General features: G+C 43.3%; 16 protein-coding genes. 9 read left to right on the forward strand and 7 right to left on the reverse strand.

Going from position 1 to position 18,954, the window contains the following annotated elements; translation table 11 throughout:
- Positions 1-132 precede the first annotated feature (132 nt).
- Positions 133-705, forward strand: a complete 573-nt coding sequence (locus tag HY960_14150; protein MBI5216891.1) for a hypothetical protein — start codon at positions 133-135, stop codon at positions 703-705.
- A 5-nt stretch (positions 706-710) separates the two neighbouring features.
- On the opposite strand, the gene HY960_14155 is transcribed toward HY960_14150, so the two are convergent.
- Positions 711-974 carry a hypothetical protein gene (locus HY960_14155; GenBank protein ID MBI5216892.1) on the reverse strand — a complete coding sequence of 88 codons (264 nt, stop codon included), beginning with the start codon at positions 972-974 and terminating at the stop codon, positions 711-713.
- 92 nt (positions 975-1,066) lie between these two features.
- Complete coding sequence (locus tag HY960_14160; GenBank protein MBI5216893.1) at positions 1,067-1,291, reverse strand: DUF5618 family protein; 225 nt, start codon at positions 1,289-1,291, stop codon at positions 1,067-1,069.
- A 211-nt stretch (positions 1,292-1,502) separates the two neighbouring features.
- Here HY960_14160 and HY960_14165 point away from each other — a divergent pair, with 211 nt between their 5' ends.
- Together HY960_14165 and HY960_14170 are read left to right on the forward strand one after the other, a co-directional pair.
- A complete protein-coding gene (locus HY960_14165) occupies positions 1,503-3,932 on the forward strand; it encodes an AAA family ATPase (GenBank protein ID MBI5216894.1) in 2,430 nt (809 codons plus the stop codon).
- A gap of 73 nt (positions 3,933-4,005) precedes the next feature.
- The gene (locus tag HY960_14170; GenBank protein ID MBI5216895.1) at positions 4,006-5,832 is read left to right on the forward strand and encodes a S9 family peptidase; all 1,827 of its coding nucleotides are present in this window, start codon (positions 4,006-4,008) and stop codon (positions 5,830-5,832) included.
- Positions 5,833-5,867: 35 nt separating this feature from the next.
- Here HY960_14170 and HY960_14175 read toward each other — a convergent pair whose 3' ends face one another.
- A complete protein-coding gene (locus tag HY960_14175; GenBank protein ID MBI5216896.1) occupies positions 5,868-6,764 on the reverse strand; it encodes a dihydrodipicolinate synthase family protein in 897 nt (298 codons plus the stop codon).
- Between the two features lie 133 nt (positions 6,765-6,897).
- Entirely contained in the window at positions 6,898-8,685 is a 1,788-nt protein-coding gene (locus HY960_14180) for an ABC transporter ATP-binding protein (protein ID MBI5216897.1), read from the reverse strand.
- A gap of 219 nt (positions 8,686-8,904) precedes the next feature.
- Here HY960_14180 and ftcD point away from each other — a divergent pair, with 219 nt between their 5' ends.
- The 5 genes from ftcD (at position 8,905) to HY960_14205 (ending at position 11,378) form a co-directional block, all read left to right on the forward strand.
- A complete protein-coding gene (gene ftcD / locus HY960_14185) occupies positions 8,905-9,900 on the forward strand; it encodes a glutamate formimidoyltransferase (protein MBI5216898.1) in 996 nt (331 codons plus the stop codon).
- Between the two features lie 8 nt (positions 9,901-9,908).
- Positions 9,909-10,541: a cyclodeaminase/cyclohydrolase family protein gene (locus tag HY960_14190; protein MBI5216899.1), complete on the forward strand. Its 633-nt coding sequence runs from the start codon at positions 9,909-9,911 to the stop codon at positions 10,539-10,541.
- An 88-nt stretch (positions 10,542-10,629) separates the two neighbouring features.
- Positions 10,630-10,848 (forward strand): hypothetical protein, encoded by a 219-nt coding sequence (locus HY960_14195; protein MBI5216900.1) that lies wholly within the window; start codon positions 10,630-10,632, stop codon positions 10,846-10,848.
- Positions 10,838-11,185, forward strand: coding sequence for a type II toxin-antitoxin system PemK/MazF family toxin (locus HY960_14200; GenBank protein MBI5216901.1), 348 nt, complete (start codon positions 10,838-10,840; stop codon positions 11,183-11,185). The genes HY960_14195 and HY960_14200 overlap by 11 nt, the downstream gene beginning before the upstream one ends.
- Positions 11,186-11,204: 19 nt before the next feature.
- Positions 11,205-11,378: a hypothetical protein gene (locus HY960_14205; protein MBI5216902.1), complete on the forward strand. Its 174-nt coding sequence runs from the start codon at positions 11,205-11,207 to the stop codon at positions 11,376-11,378.
- Positions 11,379-11,407: 29 nt separating this feature from the next.
- Here HY960_14205 and HY960_14210 read toward each other — a convergent pair whose 3' ends face one another.
- Entirely contained in the window at positions 11,408-13,720 is a 2,313-nt protein-coding gene (locus HY960_14210) for an SEC-C domain-containing protein (protein MBI5216903.1), read from the reverse strand.
- A 227-nt stretch (positions 13,721-13,947) separates the two neighbouring features.
- Here HY960_14210 and HY960_14215 point away from each other — a divergent pair, with 227 nt between their 5' ends.
- A complete protein-coding gene (locus HY960_14215; protein ID MBI5216904.1) occupies positions 13,948-15,174 on the forward strand; it encodes a DNA polymerase in 1,227 nt (408 codons plus the stop codon).
- Positions 15,175-15,919: 745 nt separating this feature from the next.
- Here HY960_14215 and HY960_14220 read toward each other — a convergent pair.
- Entirely contained in the window at positions 15,920-16,945 is a 1,026-nt protein-coding gene (locus HY960_14220) for a zinc-binding dehydrogenase (protein ID MBI5216905.1), read from the reverse strand.
- Positions 16,946-17,007: 62 nt separating this feature from the next.
- Positions 17,008-18,840, reverse strand: a complete 1,833-nt coding sequence (locus HY960_14225) for a phosphoenolpyruvate carboxykinase (GTP) (protein MBI5216906.1) — start codon at positions 18,838-18,840, stop codon at positions 17,008-17,010.
- Positions 18,841-18,954: the final 114 nt, after the last annotated feature.

Below are 18,954 nucleotides of genomic sequence, written 5' to 3' on the forward strand. Positions count from 1 at the left end.
TGGAACGACAAACGCGAATACGGAAACTGAATGCATTCCAACTGATCGAAGAAACAATTGAGTATATGAAATCGAAAAACCATGCTAAGATACTGAACGCCGCTTAATGAAAAGTTTACACAACATTTGGTTATGATTCACCATGAGGGGCGTTTTGTTTTCTTTAGTATAGATTCAAGAGAAAGAATTTCAAACTTTACCATTATCAAGAAATCAAACAATTATAAACAACCAAAGATATATAGGGTAGCCTTTAACTACTATCACTTTGATAATATTAAAATGCATATCGGTAGTAACGAATTGGTAGGAAGATTAAATTCTTGGTGGGATAATCTATGCATTGCTAACGGATATAACCCAAAAGAAAAAAACATTTCCATGATAGGATACTGTATCATAGAATTAGGAAAAAATGCGTTAGAAAACGCTAGTGGAGGAGAAATTTCTGTTCATTTTGAACATGATCATATTAAAGTGATTTTGAGAGATAGAGGATTGGGATTTGAAGGAAATCCATTTGAACTTATACAATCTAATAGACATCATGGGCTGTATGAAATACAACACTTTGTAGATGAATTTATGATAGAGACAAATCGACGTCGATTTGTATTAACTTCTAATTATAACAAATTCAAAAAAATGGGAAATTCATCTAATATTCGGCATGGCACTCAAATTACTTTTATGAAATTCATTTAATGATCTCAGTTAAATTGATACCAGTGACATCCCTCAAAAAAAAATATTTTTTTCTCCTTTCTATTAATATTGATTCTGTTTGCTAAGATGCCATCGCTTTGAGCCCCCGTGGTTTGCACATTATTTTTACAACTTTTTAAACCTTCAAATGGCTTATCAAAACACGGACTGAGGGTTATCGTATTTATTGCATAACCGAAAATCCATTTCTCTTTTGCCTTGCATTGGGTGTTTTTTTTCGATTCAAAGAAATTTACAAATCCAATCATCTCCGTTTTCGGTATTGGTAGTAACAAAACTTCCTTAGTATATAATGTGTGTACTTATGAGGTCGAATATCACAAATTATTTTACATCGGGTTTATGAATTACTGATTTTGTCAATAAAATCTTTTGCGGAGCGAAAAGTTTCTTTGACAACACCGACATCTGTAAGTAATCCTCTGTAGTATCCTGCAATGTGTAACTCGCGGTACAATGATTCAAATTTTTTACTGAATTTGCCGTTATGCACCGATAAATTTGCATGAAGCACTTGCCTGTATCCTTCAACCGATTGCGATAACTCTTTTTTTGGGGGTGTCATGTTCCGAACCATGGCACTTGCTAATTTGCCGACTCACGGAATGGCCCATGATACCCACCTTCATATACTCCAACGCTCCTTTTCTCACATCGAACGATTTCTCCTGATATTTCGTTAGACACGGGAAAATTAACACGTAACACAAACTTGTCATTCACCCAGAACATTAGTAAGTTTACACCCCAAGAAATCATTCATCGTATAAGAACTCATGAAATCGAACATCAAACAATATGAAGTTCCGGTCGAACAACTTCGCTGGAATTGTGACCCGAACAGTTTAAACATTAAATCAACAAACGATATTCATCCGTCACATGATATTATCGGTCAGGAGCGCGCGTTGCGTGCGCTTCGTCTCGGCTTGGAAATTCATAACGCCGGCTACAATGTGTTTGTGACCGGGTATTCCGGGACAGGAAGAATGACAACCATCAAACGACTTCTTGCTGAGTTTGAAGGAAAACAGGTTCCTCTGAAAGACCAATGTTACGTTCACAACATCAAATACCCCGACGCGCCGATACTTGTCACCTTGCCTGCGGGACAAGGCGTTCAACTTCGTTCCGACATGGAAAGATTGTTGCATGAGTTGATTAAAATTATTCCATCCGCGCTGGAGAGTCAACGCTATCAGGATAAACGGCGCGGCGTGTTGGAACATTTTCAGGAACGTCAGCGAAGCGTGTTGCGCGATTTCGAAAAAAAGGTGAAAGAAAAAGGATTCGAAGTCATTCAGGTGCAGGTTGCTTCCGGGGTTCAGCCGGAGATTGCGCCGGTGGTCGGCAATCAACCGGTAAGTTTCGACCAGTTGGACGGATTGATTCAACAAGGAAAAATCACCAAAGAAGATGTCGAACAGAAAATTCAGGATAGAATGCTTCTTGAGAAAGCGATGGAAGTGATGCTTCGCGAAATGCGGAACATTGACCGGAAAGCAAAAGACTCCATCGAAGAGTTGACGAAGAAACATTTTCAACCGATTGTCAAACTCCATGTTGAAGAAATTCGAACAAAATATCAGAACGAAAAACTGCACAAGCACCTTGAGAGTGTCGTTGAACATGTCGTCAACAATCTTCACAAGTTCAAACCGCAGGATGGGGAGAACCAACCACCGGGAACAGATGGAGCGGAACAATCAGAACAGGATTCGTTTATTGAATTTCGCGTCAATGTCGTGCTGGATAATTCCGAGACGAAAGGTATCCCGATTGTCATCGAAACAAATCCGAAGTATAAAAACCTTTTCGGAACGATAGAACGGGAAGTTGACCGCAACGGCGTGTGGCGAACGGATTTCACAATGATTAAATCGGGAAGCATGTTGAAGGCAGACGGCGGTTATCTTGTTGTGAACGCGCTCGACGCGCTTGTCGAACCGGGCGTATGGCAAACGTTGAAGCGAACACTGAGGAATGGATTGCTGGAAATCCAATCCATGGAAAGCGGGTTGTTCGGAATGAGTTCGGCGCTGAAACCTGAGCCGGTGGAAATCGGTGTCAAGGTCATCATGATTGGTGATGCGTACATTTACTTTTTATTGTACGAGCAGGATGACGACTTCAAGAAAATTTTTAAGGTGCGCGCCGATTTCGATATTGAAATGCCGAAACAGGACGACTCCATCAACCGGTATGTTTCGTTCATCAAGATGATCTGCGACGAGGATAAACTCTGTTCGTTCGATGCTACAGGAGTTGCGGCGGTGATTGAATACGGAACGCGGCTCGCCGGACGACAAAACAAACTTTCGACACGGTTTAACATCATCGCCGATGTGTTGCGCGAAGCAAGTTACTGGGCATCGAAAGAAAACGGCGCGATGGCAAACGCATCCCATGTCTGGAAAGCGATTGATGAACGCATCGAGCGGGTGAATCTTATCGAAGAAAAAATTCAGGACATGATTATTGATGGTAGCATCATGATTGATTCGGATGGCTGGGCGGTCGGTCAAGTGAACGGACTTTCGGTGTATGACCTTGGCGAGTACGCCTTCGGAAAACCGACTCGTATCACAGCCAAAACATCGCTCGGTCGCGACGGCATCATCAACATCGAACGCGAAGCAGAGATGAGCGGACCAACACACGACAAAGGAATGTTGATTCTCAACGGGTACATGCACAGCACGTATGCAATGAACAAACCGCTCGTGATGACGGCTAGCATCGCGTTCGAGCAATCGTACAGTGGCGTGGATGGCGACAGCGCTTCTTCGACAGAAATCTATGCGTTGCTTTCTTCTCTCTCCAATCTTCCGTTGCGGCAGGATATTGCAGTCACCGGGTCTGTCAATCAAAAAGGAGAAATTCAACCCATCGGAGGAGTAAATCAAAAAGTTGAAGGCTTTTTTGATGTGTGCAAAGCAAGAGGATTGACCGGCAAACAAGGCGTAATAATTCCGCATCAAAACATTCCGGAGTTAATGCTTCGACGGGATGTACTTGAAGCAGTCAACGCAGGTAAGTTTCGAGTCTTTGCAGTGAAAACAATTGACGAGGGAATTGAAATCCTGACCGGACGAAAAGCCGGAACGAAAAACAAGAAACATCTCTTCACAAAGGGTTCGGTACATTTTCTCGTTGACCAAACTCTGGCTAAGTACGCGAGACGCTGGAAAGAACTCTCAGCGTAATTGAATCATTGTATCAATGATTCAATGACTCAATCGTCAATTCCTTACTATTCCCCAACACTTGAATACAAGAATGAACACGAACACAAAACTCATCCCCCGCTCCGTCCTTTTCGGAAACCCAGAACGGATGTCTCCACAGATTTCTCCCGACGGACGATGGCTTTCCTATATCGCTCCGTTTGAAGGAGTGTTGAATGTCTGGCTTCGTTCTGTTGACAAGAACGACGATAGAGTTATTACGCGTGATAAACATCGCGGCATCCGTCAATATTTCTGGAGCGAAGATTCCCGCAACATCATCTACGCGCAGGATAAAGATGGCGATGAGAACTGGCATTTATATTTGGTGAATTGTGAAACCGAATCGGTGCGAGATTTAACACCGCATCCGGAAATTCAGGCGCAAGTCATTCACACCGACCCGAATGTGCCGGAGAAAATTCTCGTCGGCTTGAATGTCCGGGATAAACGCCTGCATGATGTGTATGAACTGAATTTGCAAACGGGAGAAGAGAAACTCCTTGTTGAAAATCCCGGAAATGTTGTCGGCTGGATTGCGGACAATGCGTTCACTGTTCGCGCCGCGCTTGTGCAGAACGTGGATGGCGGATACGCGTTGAATGTTCTGGCAAACGGAAGTTGGAATCATCTTGCAACGTGGTCGTTTGAAGATGGATTTCCTAATGTGTATGGATTCACACACGATAACTCCGCAATGTACGTCGGTGATTCCCGCGATTGGAACGCGACGCGTCTTGTGGAGATGAAGTTGACCGGCGATGTCTCCGTTCTTGCAGAAGATGCAGAATACGATATCTCCAACGTCATTCTCCATCCGACGAAACACATACTCCAACTCGTTTCGTTTTACAAACACAGAAATGTCTGGAGCGTTATTGATGGTTCACTCTCAGAAGATTTTGAAACGATTCAAAAGATTGACAGCGGAGATGTTGTGCTGAACAGCAGAACGACTGACGATTCGGTATGGGTTCTCGCATTCACGAAAGATAACGGCCCTGTTGTTTATTATTTGTTTGAAAGAAAAACGAAGAAAGCGACGTATTTATTCAGCAACCGCCCCGCGTTGGAACAATATCAACTTACGGAGATGAAACCCATCACCGTCACTGCCCGCGACGGTTTGGTTCTGCACGGATATTTGACTCTTCCGTTTGGTGTAGAGTCGAAACATCTTCCGCTCGTGCTTGATGTTCACGGCGGGCCATGGGCGCGGGATGTGTGGGGATTCAATCCTGAAGCACAGTGGTTTGCCAATCGCGGGTACGCGTGTTTGCAAATTAATTTCCGCGGCTCAACAGGTTACGGAAAACAATTCCTCAATGCCGGAGACCGCGAATGGGGGGCGAAGATGCATGACGATTTGATTGATGCAGTGAACTGGGCAATCAAACAAGAAATTGCAGACCCGAAACGTGTTGCCATTTACGGCGGTTCGTACGGCGGATACGCGGCGCTTGCGGGCGCGGCGTTCACTCCCGATGTCTTCGCTTGTTCGATTGATATTGTCGGACCGAGTAGCATCATCACGCTCATCAATTCCATCCCGCCGTATTGGGAACCAATGAAAGTGCAGTTCACCAAGCGAGTCGGCGACCCGGCAACGGAAGAAGAATTTCTCAAATCACGGTCGCCGCTTTTTCATGCAGAGAAGATTACCATCCCCATGCTCATCGCTCAGGGTGCAAACGACCCGCGCGTGAAGCAATCAGAGAGCGAGCAAATTGTTGACGCATTGAAGAAGAACGGGAAGGAAGTAGAATACATGCTCTTCCCCGATGAAGGACACGGCTTCGCCCGACCGGAAAACCGGTTGAAGTTCTATTCGGTTGCGGAGAAATTTCTCGCGAAGTATCTGGGTGGAAGAGTAGAATAGATTGACGATTTACGATTGAGTCATTGACGATTGTATCATTGATGCAATTGTACATCGTCAATTTCATAAAGAATCGTCCGAATCTTTTCTTTCTCCCCTGTACGTAACTCAACCAACGGACTTCTCACAAATCCTCCTTCATACCCTGTCAATGTTGCCGCATGTTTCAATCCGGCAATTCCGTATGTATCGGTTACCGCCTTGATTGCCGGTAATAATTTTCCCTGAAGTTGTTTGGCTTCGTCATGCTTCCCTCGATTGAATAATTCCTGAACTGTTGCACACGCTTTCGGTGCGCAATTAGCAAGAGCGAGGATACCCGCTTTCACTCCTAATGATAATGCAGAATAAAGAATGGTCGCCGAGCCGACAATCAAGTTGAATGTTTCCGGAACTGCCTTCTTGAATGATTCAAGTTGCGCTATATTTCCTGCGCTGTCTTTCATCCCGACGATGTTCGGATGCTGACTGAGAACCCGTACCGCTTCAACAGAAATATTGAGATGCGTGAACTTCGGAACGTTGTATATCAATACCGGAATTTCAGATTCATCTGCGATGAAAGTAAAATGTCGGATGAGCGTTGAGTCAGTCATTTGTCCCAAATAATAATTTGGCGTGAGAACAAGTGCGGCATGTGCGCCTAACTTCGCCGCCATGTTTGTCATTCGTATCGTTTCCCGCGTCGACTCCAATCCCGTTCCTGCAAGAATTGTTCTCCCTTCCTTTGCAGTTTGAACCGTCAGTTCGATGAGTGTGAGTTTTTCTTCTTCATTGAGATATGCCGTCTCGCTGTTCGAGCCGAGGACGAGATAGCCGCCGAGCGGTTCATTGTTCCACTTCTCGATGTTGCGAACAAATGCGTTGTACTCCACATCGCCGTTCTCTTTGAACGGTGTGAGCATGGGAGGAAAGATACCTTTGATTATCATTGTGTTTCTATCTTCATGTTTTCATTAACCACGGTGACACAGAAACTCACACAGATTTACACAGACAGTAAGAAAGTCATTCGCGTACATCCGCGTTGTTTCCGTGCAATCTGTGGTGAATAATTTCTCGTTTTCAATTCAACGCCATTTTTTCTATCGTAAGTTCATTCATCACACCGTTTTCCCGTTCTCCAATCTGTTGCCGCCACATTGCAAAGTACAAGCCCTTCATTTCCAGCAATTCCGAATGTGTTCCCGCTTCAACAATGCGTCCTCGCTCCAGAACATAAATTCTATCGGCGTGGAGAATAGTTGAGAGACGATGTGCGATGAGAATCGTAATCATTTCGCGACGCGTAGAAATATCGCGGATGGTTTCAGTTATTTCTTCTTCCGTTAACGAATCAAGCGATGACGTTGCTTCATCAAACACAAGTATGTTAGGATGACGTAACAGCGCGCGTGCAATCGAAAGCCGTTGCTTTTCGCCGCCGGAAACTTTCACGCCCCCTTCACCGATGACCGTATCCAAGCCTTTCTCCGCGCGGGCGAGTAAACTTTGACATGCCGCTTTCTGAAGAACATCCATACACTCGGCATCTGTTGCTGATGGATTGACAAAGCGAAGATTCTCCTTGATTGTCCCGGAGAACAACTGCGTATCCTGCGTGACAAATCCGATTTGTTCACGAAGCCGGTCGAGGTCAACATCAATGGAAGAAATAGTATCGTACAAAATTCTCCCTTCCCGCGGGCGATACAAACCGACGAGCAATTTCACCAACGTTGTCTTACCGGAGCCGGAAGGACCGACAAAGGCAATGCTCTCTCCTGTTCTCACGGAAAACGAAATATTGTCGAGCGCGTTCTTCGTTGCTGATTGATGCTTGAAAGAAACCTGCTCGAACGAAAGCATCCTGATTTGTCCGAGCGATGCAGGATTGAGCGGTTTCGGTTCTTTCGGTGTGTTCATAATTTGCTCGAAATTATTAAGCGAGACTTCCGCTTCGCGATATATATTGATGATGTTACCGAGTTCCTGCAACGGTCCGAAAATGAAGAACGAGTAAATCCAGAGCGAGAAGAATTGACCGAACGTAATTTCCTGAGAAAAAATAAGATAGAGCATGAAACCGAGAATTCCTGTGCGGAGTGCATTAACGGCGGAACCTTGGATGAAACTGAGACTGCGCAAGTACCGGACCTTCTTCAGTTCAAGAAGGAGAATTTTTCCGGTCGTCGTGTTGAGCCGTTCGATTTCCTGCTGAGCAAGTCCGAGACTTTTCACCAACTCGATGTTGCGGAGCGATTCTGTTGTCGAGCCGGCTAGCGCAGTTGTTTCGGCGACAATCGTTTTCTGAATTGTTTTGATTTTCTTTCCGATGACAGAACTGAGAAAACCAAGCAACGGAATCGTCATAAAATAGATCGGGGCGATGAGCCAGTGGACACTGAACGCATAAATTATGACAAAGATAATTCCAACAAGCGTTGTAAAGAGAACATTGATGGAAGTTGAAATCACTCGTTCCACATCCGTTCGGACTTTTTGAAGTTTACCGAGTGTTTCGCCGCTTCGCTGGTCTTCAAACACGGAGTACGGAAGTTCGAGCGAGTGCCGGAGTCCGTCGGAATAGATTTGCGCTCCTAACTTTTGCGTAATCGTATTAATGAAATAATCCTGAAAGTTCTTCGCCACGCGTGAAACGAACGCAACGCCGACTGCCGCAAGCAAAAGCGTCCCGACACCTTTGAAGAATTCTTCCGAAGAGAATTCCTTGAAGCGTGTAACATACTCATCAATAATATGGCGGAAGATGAGCGGGTCGAGCAGTGAGAATGTCTGATTGACTGCGGCAAGAAACAGCGCAAGTGTAATCAGTTTCCAGTAGTGTTTGAGGTACGATAGGAGAAGTTTCATAGTGGTTCGATGCAGAGCAAAAAATGATGGGCTAAGATAGGAAATATTTTTGTGAGATTCTGCTTCAAAGGATGAACGAGAGCACACCCTTTGAGAAAGTGGTAAAATGAGAAAAAAACTGTTATGTTTACCAGCCTGAGTTTGCTAAAATTCCATAACACAATTACTTTCAAAGTACATTCAGATTACACCTCAATAGTATCAAACGAAAACGAATACATGAAACAATTAGTCGAGTGCGTCCCCAACTTCAGTGAAGGACGGGACAAACATATCATTAATGAAATTGCAGAAAGCATCAAACAAGTACAGCATGTTAAACTCCTCAGCGTCGAGCCGGATAATGATTACAACCGAACGGTAGTAACATTTGTCGGCGAGCCGGAAGCGGTGCGCGACGCCGCGTTTGCCGCGACCAAAAAAGCCGCCGAACTGATTGACATGACGAATCACAAAGGCGAACACCCGCGCATCGGTGCGACGGATGTTGTGCCGTTCATTCCTGTTTCGGGAGTGACGATGCAGGAATGTGTGAACCTTGCCGAAGGATATGGCGAGCGTGTTGCGAAGGAACTGAACATTCCCATATACTTGTATGAAGAAGCCGCGCGAACCCCGGAACGAAAAAATCTTGCAACAATCCGGAAGGGCGAGTACGAAGCGCTGAGAGAAAAATTGAAAGTCCCGGAATGGAAACCGGATTTCGGTTTTGCAGAGTTCAATGCGAAGTCCGGCGCGACGGTGACAGGCGCGAGGTTTTTCCTGATTGCATACAACGTCAATCTTGCAACGAACGACAAAGAGATTGCACACGAGATTGCGCTTCGCATCCGTGAAAGCGGTCGCACAATAAAAAATCCCGATGGAACGAAGACGACGATTCCCGGTTCGCTCAAATCCATTAAAGCAATGGGAGTTCAATTGGAGAGATTCAACATTGCTCAGGTTTCCATCAACGTAACCAACTATACGCTCGTGCCGCCGCATATCGCATTTGAAGAAGTGAAGAAAGAAGCCAAAACGCTCGGCGTGGAAATAACCGGAAGTGAAATCGTTGGGTTAATTCCGAAAGAAGCGTTACTTTTAGCAGGAAATTTTTACGGTGCGACTGAGCAAACCGAGCAGGCACAAATCCAAACAGCAATTGAGCATTTGGGATTGAGCCAACTCGAACCGTTCGTCCCCGAAAAGAAAATTATTGAATTCATGATTTGAAAGAACGTATGTTAACCGAAAAAACACTCACAACATTTCTCGATGAACTTGCCTCCAACTCACCCGCGCCCGGCGGAGGAAGTGTCGCCGCTCTGGCGGGGGCGCTTGGCTCTGCGCTCACTTCAATGGTCTGTAATCTGACAATCGGCAAAAAGAAGTATGCCGATGTGGAGGCCGAATTGAGAACCGTGTTAGAGCAGGCAGAAGATTTACGCGCCACATTCACAACATTAGTTGATAAAGACACGGAAACCTTCAACAAGGTGATAGAAGCGTATGGGTTGCCGAAAGATACGGAAGGACAGAAGGCGCTTCGTGCCGCGGCAATTCAGGAGACGACGAAGGAAGCCGCGCTCGTTCCGCTCGAAGTGATGAAGCATGTGATTGATGCTCTCGCGCTTGCGCATGTTGTCGCAGAAAAAGGAAACGTCAACTCCGCAAGCGATGCCGGAGTGAGCGCGTTGCTCCTTCATGCCGCATGTGAAGCCGCCGCACTTAATGTTCGCATCAACCTCAACACAATCTCCGACCATAACTTCAATGGCTGGAAAGAAGAAGAACTCCTTTCGTTATTGAAGACAAGTAAAGCGAAATCTGATGAGGTGATGGAAGTAGTGAGGAAGAAGATTGCGGGTGTGTAAGGATACCTAAAAAAAACACTACAGATGCAAAAAGACAATTGCAAACATAACAATCATTTTGTATGTTCACTCAATAAATTTAAACGATATGAATACGATACAACTCCCGATGAATGAATACCAAAATCTGATTGAAGAAATCCGGTTGCTCAAAAAAACGGAACTTCTTGAAAACGTCAATCGTCTCATTGATTTACTCTATCAGGATAAATATGGACTGTACATGGGTGAGCATACGGAAGATTTAACAGAGTACAGCGTCTCTCATCATTGGGGAGAAAAAGAGAGTGGCTGGGATGCGTTATAGACAACGTGAAATAGTACTTGTTCCGTTTCCGTATTCAGATTTAAGCGCAAGTAAAAAACGTCCTGTCTTAATTGTGTCCAACGACGACTTCAACGACAAGTTCGATGATGTCGTTGTCTGTGTTATATCGAGTAATCTCTTTAAAGATTCTTACTCGTTAGAGTTGCGGAATGAAGATTTGGAAATGGGAATGTTGCCCGAATCTTCTGTTGTGAAAGCACATAAATTATTTTCCATCCACAAATCGAAAATTATCCGGAAGTTTAGCATTGTGAAAGAAAAGTATTTCTCAGAAGTTGAGAAGGTAATAGCAGAGATTGTGAAACCGAAGCATTAAGGTGAGGATGAACGCATTTATGTTTCATACTGCATGCGAAGCCGCCGCTCTCAATGTTCGCATCAATCTCAACTCCATCTCCGACCATAACTTTAACGGATGGAAAGAAGAAGCGATTTCTCTGTTGAAGACGAGCAGGGCGAAGGCGGATGCGGTGCTGGATGTGGTGAGGAGGAAGATTGCGGGGATGTGATTTCATCTGTGTCGATAAATAAACTTCTATTAGTTCGCGCCACAACAATTTTTATATTTTAAGCCGCTTCCACAAGAACATGGATCATTTCTGCCCATTTTTTTGGTAAGACGAAGATATTGGCCTTTACCTTCTAATAAAAGTTTAGCGAGTTTTTCTAAACTTTCATCATATTTCCAAACTTCATCATTGAACGCAATTGTATCGATCATTCTTGAACTGTTTTTTAGACTTCCAAAGCCAATCCAAACATCACCCTTACTTTTGTATTTTCTTACCTGACACAATGTTAATAATTTACTTTTTAACTCCTCAGAGTTATCGGAGTTCAATGAAAAATATGAAAAACCAACACGCGGTAAATATCTATTGTCCGGCGGTAAAGAAAAATCATGTGCTTTTTGGTCTTCAAAAGTTTTTTGTTTTGTTTTTAGTATGAAATTTACAAGATCATCTCTTGCCTTACCAGAATTATCGGAGAGGTAAAACAAAATATCGGTTATTTTTGGCTCATAGATACTTTTAAGCTCTTGACAAAGATGGTCATAATCTTCATTTTTCCATTTCTTTTTAATTGCATCACCTTCATCGGAAACTTCTATACCTGCTTTAACTGGATAATAATTTCTATCTATTAGTTTACCATAGCTTGTATCTATAAGAAACTGGTCGCATTTGGGGATTTTCCACAACTTGTTAGTCAAATGATAACCGAGAAATACCATCTCTTCTTCTCCCAGGAAATAATCCATTAATGCTATTCTTTGTTTTATGTAATAAAGAAAATCGTATGGATCATTCAAGTAATATGCAAGCAGTTCTAAATCGAAAATTGTTAAAACGATTGGAAACGGTTCATCGTCTTTCTTGTCCAACATGATATGAGATTGATGAGTGAGGGATGGATAATTTTCAGTTGAAACTACCATTAAATAAACTTCGTCAATCCCTTCTGATAGTATTATTTCATTACCATTTTCATCTATAAACTTTGCTTTTTTTTCTAATATTTTCTGACGAGATACTAATCCTTGCTCATAGGCATCTTGAACAGCTTTCTGAAAATCATCGATTAATCCTTTATCGTTGCCTTTTCTAGATAAGAGGGTAAGCTTTTTTGATTTTACTTGCACACATAAAGCCTTACTCCCCAAAACACAAAGAACATCAATATCAGTCGACTCGTGCCCTTTTGTTGTTTTTATTTTTACGGATTTATGGGCTCTATAAACTCCAAAGACTTTCGCTAAGAAAGCATACGTCACTTCCTCTCCGACCCTTCCTCTGTTTTCAGCAGCTTGATCAAGGTATTCTTTGTCATTTGACATCCAATAATAAGGACATTCATATATTGCTTCAAACAACAAAAATGTAATTGGTACAAAATATTTTTCATTATCAAGTTTAATGATTGGATGAGAGTTTATAAGATTATAATCTCCAATGGTTTGAAACTTAAAATTTACACCATCTTCTGGAGAGATGGAAAAATTATCTAAAAATGCTTGAATGTTGCTTTCGTTTCCGAAGGATGCTCTCTCAACGATAAACAACTCTATTAAACTCTGATAAAACGATTTCCAACCATCTTCTCTTATATCCTCCATTGTTAAATTTTCTTTATCTCTTACATGTTCAAAGAATAATTCAACATATTGATGTATTTCCATTAATGGCAAAATATCTCGAGCTTGTTTTTCCCAATCCTCGGTAGGCTTTTTTTTCTTCATCTTTTCAATTAATTCGGGTAACTTTTCATTCAGTCCATATAAGTGTACTTTTTCTGATTTTTCTTGTAGAATGTGTTTTATCTGAGAAACAATCATTGGAGTATCAGTGAGACTAAATTTTCTATTTTTAGAAAGCCACTCTTTATCGTATTTGTATTTTCTTTCTAAAAACTCTGAATATTGAAAATCATAAACCCCACTTCCAGAATAAAATATTGCCTCGATGAGCATATCTCCCTTGCCAAAGAACTCTTTTTGGTCGCTTCTATAATTTTCAATGTTGTGCTCTGCTTCGAGGCTTTTTTCTAATTTTTCAATAAATGGAATATTGAAAGATTGATGTAACTCTTCCATTAATCCGTACGTTTTTTGTTTTAGTTGAATTAGCTCCAGGGGAGTTTCTGGTGGCGCAAACTCTATCTTCTTTTGTATGAAAAAACCAAGCAGCAGAGATGCTTCGTTTGTGCTTAATCTTTTTCTGTAATCTAATTTGTGTAATTGTTCTAGAACAATATGAAAATCTTCAAAAAGAATCATACAAAGAGCATAAATATAGCCCTTAGAGGTTACTAGTTGTCTAATTTCATCGATTATTATTTCAGTTTTTCTCATTACCAAATAGAATCCAAAGTGATCTGATTTTAAACTCGATATCAAATTGTTGATTAATAGTAGTTATTATTTTCATTATAATGAAACAAGCAATTGTCCCAGAAGTTCGGTCATTTGCTACTAATTTCCACACACCCCAGACTGAGTGAAAACGAGAATAATCAAATAACTAATCCCGTTGTCTCTTTTTGAGAAGTTCATTATACTGTGATTGAAATTCATAATGTATGACCCCTCTCCGTTACCTCTTCATTGATTTCAACGCCTACTTCGCTTCGTGTGAACAGCAGGTAGAGCCAAAACTTCGCGGCAAGCCGGTTGCCGTTGTTCCGATGGATGCGGATACAACGAGTTGCATTGCCGCGAGTTATGAGGCGAAAAAGTTCGGCGTGAAAACCGGAACGCTTGTACGAGAGGCGAAGCGAATGTGCCCAGGACTGATTTGTGTTCCGGCACGGCATCTTATCTACATAGAATATCATCACAAACTGATTGAAGCGGTCGAGTCGTGTCTTCCGGTTTTTAAAGTCATGTCCATTGATGAAATGGTGTGCGAACTGACGGGAAGTCAACGGCAACGGGAAAAGGCAATCGCGTTGGCACATCAAATCAAACAAACAATTGCAACAAACGTCGGCGAGTGTCTTCGCTGTTCAGTTGGTATCGCACCGAATATTTTTCTTTCTAAGACCGGTTCCGATTTACAAAAACCCAACGGGCTCGTCATCATCGAACCGAAAGATTTACCGCACTGCCTGCTGAAGATGGAGTTGCGTGATATTTACGGAGTCGGCGCGAGGATGGAAGAGCGATTGCGAAGAAACGGAATCAACACGGTACTTGAGTTGTGGAACGCAAGCAAAGAGAAACTGCACAACGTGTGGGGCGGTATCGAAGGAGAACGGATGTATGATAATTTGCGCGGCGAGGTTGTCTATTCGCCGCCGACACACAAATCATCCGTCGGACACTCGCACGTGCTTGCACCCGATTACCGGACGGAAGAGAAAGCGTATGCAACGCTTCATCGCCTGCTTCAAAAAGCGGCGATGCGTCTGCGGAAATATGAACTGCTTGCAAGCGCAATGTATGTGAAAATCAAATACATCAGCGGCGAGCGGTGGACGGATGAAATTCATTTTACAGAAACACAGGACACGGTGCATTTCATCAACGCTCTGACGAAAATGTGGGAACGGAAAGAACCGGTTCATGCAACGCCGATTAAGGTTGCTATTACACTGTTCAAGTTGAAGGAGGAGAAAAACAAGACGCCTCAGTTATTTCCGTTCGGCAGGTCGTCGGAAGCGCTCAATACCGCGCTCGATAAACTGAACAGCATGTACAAAAAGAACACGGTCTATTTCGGCGGCGCTCACGAAGCCCTAGATTCCGCGCCGATGCGGATTGCATTCACGCATATTCCTGATCCGGAGATAGAGGGGGATGAGTGATTAACAGATTAGAAATTTGTCTAAAGAGCAGACGATTTTTCAAAGTAATATTGAAAAATATCGTCCCCCATCGCTTTATTTATTTCCTTACATAATAGCTGGAATCTATCTAAGTATCTGGTAAAACCTTCTCGGGCAGTTTCGATTTTTTTTCTTTCGTTATCAGTCATAAACTCTTTATTCAATACTCTAATATTGTTAAAGGTCGCGATAAAATAATAGCGATAGTATGAATGTGTTAGTGTGTGGAGGTCACGAAGACCTATGTTAAGATTATTAAATGATAGCGAACACGATTTTAACCTATTAATTAAATTAGAAGTTACCCATTCGGATAATTCAGCAAATTCTCGGTTCTGGAAGTTGTAACCTTTTAGTCTGAGGCTTTCCAGGACATTCGTCATTGTGAAATCCATCCTAAGACTAGTTAGTTCACTGAATTCTTCAACTAAAAGTACAAATCTGGGAAAATAAACCTTTGCTATTTTTTTGTTTCTTCTTTCCTGAAGAAAACTTGGCAGGTAATTCATTATGAGCCATACTATAAATAGAAAAATAAAAATATATGGCATGAACAGAAACCAGAAAGGTAAATTATTTTTGTTCCCAAAGGACGTAATAATCAAGGTTAAAAAACTAGTAAATGCAATGATGATATTTGATATTGCGTTCACTTTTTCAAACTTTGTTTTTTTTTCATTTTGATCATTTGTCATATTATTAATTAAAATATTTAAGTTATTATTTATGGAAAAAGTATAATCTTCCCGAAATTCTTCCGCTCCTCCATTCTTTGCTGTGCTTCTTTCGCCTCAGAAAGCGGGAAAACGGAATCAATCACCGGATGAAGTTTGGTGCCGAGAAACTTCATCACTTCAAATAATTCTGATTTTGTTCCCATGAATGAACCGAGCAGTGTGATGTGCCGTGAGTAGAGATACCGTAAATCTAATTTGCCAACGAACTCGCCGGTCGCGCCACAGGTGACAAGTCGCCCTCCTTTTTTAATAATCAATATACTTTTCTCGAACACTTCGCCGCCGATATGTTCAAACACAATATCAACGCCCCGTTTTTCGGTAAGCCGTCTTAATTCCTCGACAAAATCTTTTTCTTTGTAGTTGATGAATTCATCGGCGCCAAGTTGTTTTGCTTTGGCGAGTTTTTCATCCGTGCCTGCGGTGGTGATGACGTGAGCGCCAAATAGTTTGGCAATCTGAATTGCGGCTGAACCAACTCCGCTTCCCGCTCCGTGAACAAGAACCGTTTCACCGAGCCGAACTTTGGCAAGCGTAACAAGCATGTGCCATGCTGTAAGAAAGACGAGTGAAGCCGCCGCCGCTCCTTCAAAACTGATTGATGATGGTAGCGTGACAACATTGTTTGCCGGTACGTTCACGTACTCCGCATACGTGCCGTCTTCTTTTGTTCCGAGGACGTGATAGGATGAGCAGAGATTGTCTTTTCCATCAAGACACATTGCACAATTTCCGCAACCAAGTCCGGGAGAAATGACAACGCGGTCACCGACTTTTACATTCGTTACAGCTGTTCCGACTTCTGCAATAATTCCTGCACCATCAGAACCGCCAATGTGCGGCAATGGAATGTTTCGCTCACGCGCGCCGCTTCTCACCCACAAATCGAGATGATTGAGCGCTGCGGCTTTGAGATTGATTAAGACTTCGGTTGGACTGATGGTCGGCGTTGGTGCATCTTCATAACGAAGGACATCAACGTTACCGTACTCATGGAATCGAATTGCTTTCATGTTTTTATTTTATGTAATATAAGTTGTAGAGAGGACGGGACGGGAGTCCTATCCTACCGGGTCTATTCGTGTGCAAGTTCCCACACTTCCGGCGAGCGCCACAAACTTGAAAGAAGTAATTCACGCATAAAGGTGAACTCTTTCGGTAACTTATCATACAACTTGGAGAAAAGTTCTTCATGTGAAAGCAATTCTTGTTTCCAGATTTCTGCATTCACCGACATGAGTTTATTAAACTTCTCCGGTGTCATAGATTCCATTCCGTCCCATTTCATGTCTTCGTAGCGGGGCATCCAGCCGAGCGGACTTTCAATTGCGTATCCTTTACCGTGCACGCGGCGAACAATCCATTCAAGCACGCGCATGTTTTCGCCAAAGCCCGCCCACATGAATTTTCCGTTCTCATCTTTGCGGAACCAGTTCACACCGAAGATGCGCGGCGGGTTCGGCAGGTTGCGTCCGAATTGTAACCAGTGATTAAAATAATCTGCCATGTGATAGCCGCAGAAGGGAAGCATTGCCATCGGGTCGCGGCGCACTTTTCCGATTTCTCCCGCCGCCGCCGCCGTTGTTTCCGAACCCATCGTTGCCGCAAGATACACTCCGAAATTCCAGTTCACCGGTTGATAAACAAGAGGCACGACCGTGCTTCGTCTTCCACCGAAAATAAATGCGGAGATGGGAACGCCCTGCGGGTCTTCCCATGCTGCATCAATAATCGGGTTTTGATACGCGGGCGCTGTGAATCGTGCGTTCGGATGTGCAGCGAGCGTTTTACTTTCCGGTGTCCATGTATTTCCGCGCCAGTCTATCAATTCGGCAGGCGGCGTATCAGTCATTCCTTCCCACCAGACATCGCCATCGGGTGTGAGCGCGACATTGGTAAAAATGGTATTGCTCTCAATTGATTTCATCGCGTTCGGATTTGACTTCATCGAAGTTCCCGGAGCGACGCCGAAATATCCTGCTTCAGGATTTATTGCATAAACTTTTCCATCTGTCCCGGGTTTGAGCCACGCGATATCATCGCCAATGGTTGTTACCTTCCATCCGTTGAATACTTTCGGTGGAATGAGCATCGCGAAATTTGTCTTTCCGCACGCACTTGGAAACGCGGCAGCGACATATGTTTTTTCTCCATCGGGAGATTCAATACCAAGAATTAACATGTGTTCTGCAAGCCAACCTTCATCACGCCCCATCACGGAAGCAATGCGAAGCGCAAAACATTTTTTTCCAAGCAGCGCGTTCCCGCCGTAGCCGCTTCCGTATGACCAGATACTTCGCTCCTCAGGAAAATGCACAATGTATTTTTCTTTTTTGTTACAGGGCCATGAAACATCCTTCTGCCCCGGCGCGAGCGGCGCGCCTACGGTGTGCATACACGGAACAAATTCTCCGTTACCAAGAGTCTCCCACACTTTCTTTCCCATGCGCGTCATAATGTTCATGCTGACGACAACGTATGGAGAATCGGTCAACTGAATTCCGATGTGAGAAATCGGCGAGCCAATTGGTCCCATGCTGAACGGAATGACATACATCGTTCTGCCGCGCATACAACCATCGAACAATTTTGAAAGTGTTGCTTTCATCTCGTTCGGGTTTACCCAATTGTTGGTCGGACCCGCGTCCTGTTTTCTGAGACTGCAAATGAACGTGCGGTCTTCGACACGCGCAACATCATCTGGGTCAGAGCGTGAAAGAAAACTGTTCGGGCGTTTTGCTTCATTCAGTTTAATGAACGTTCCCGATTCGACGAGTTTGTTACACATTGCGTCGTACTCTTCTTTCGAGCCGTCACAAAAATAAACTGAATCCGGTTTACAAAGAACAACTGCATCATTAATCCATTTGATGGCTTTCTGATTATTGACAAATAAAGGTGTTTCCATGAGAGTTCCTTTTTCTATTTAATTTGATAATGAAGTTTCCATCACAAAAGAATGTATGATGAAAACTTCAAAGAACTAGAATTAGTTATCCCGCGACTTTACGAGGGATAACCA

This window comes from Ignavibacteriota bacterium (assembly GCA_016212665.1).
GTDB lineage: Bacteria > Bacteroidota > Ignavibacteria > UBA10030 > SZUA-254 > FW602-bin19.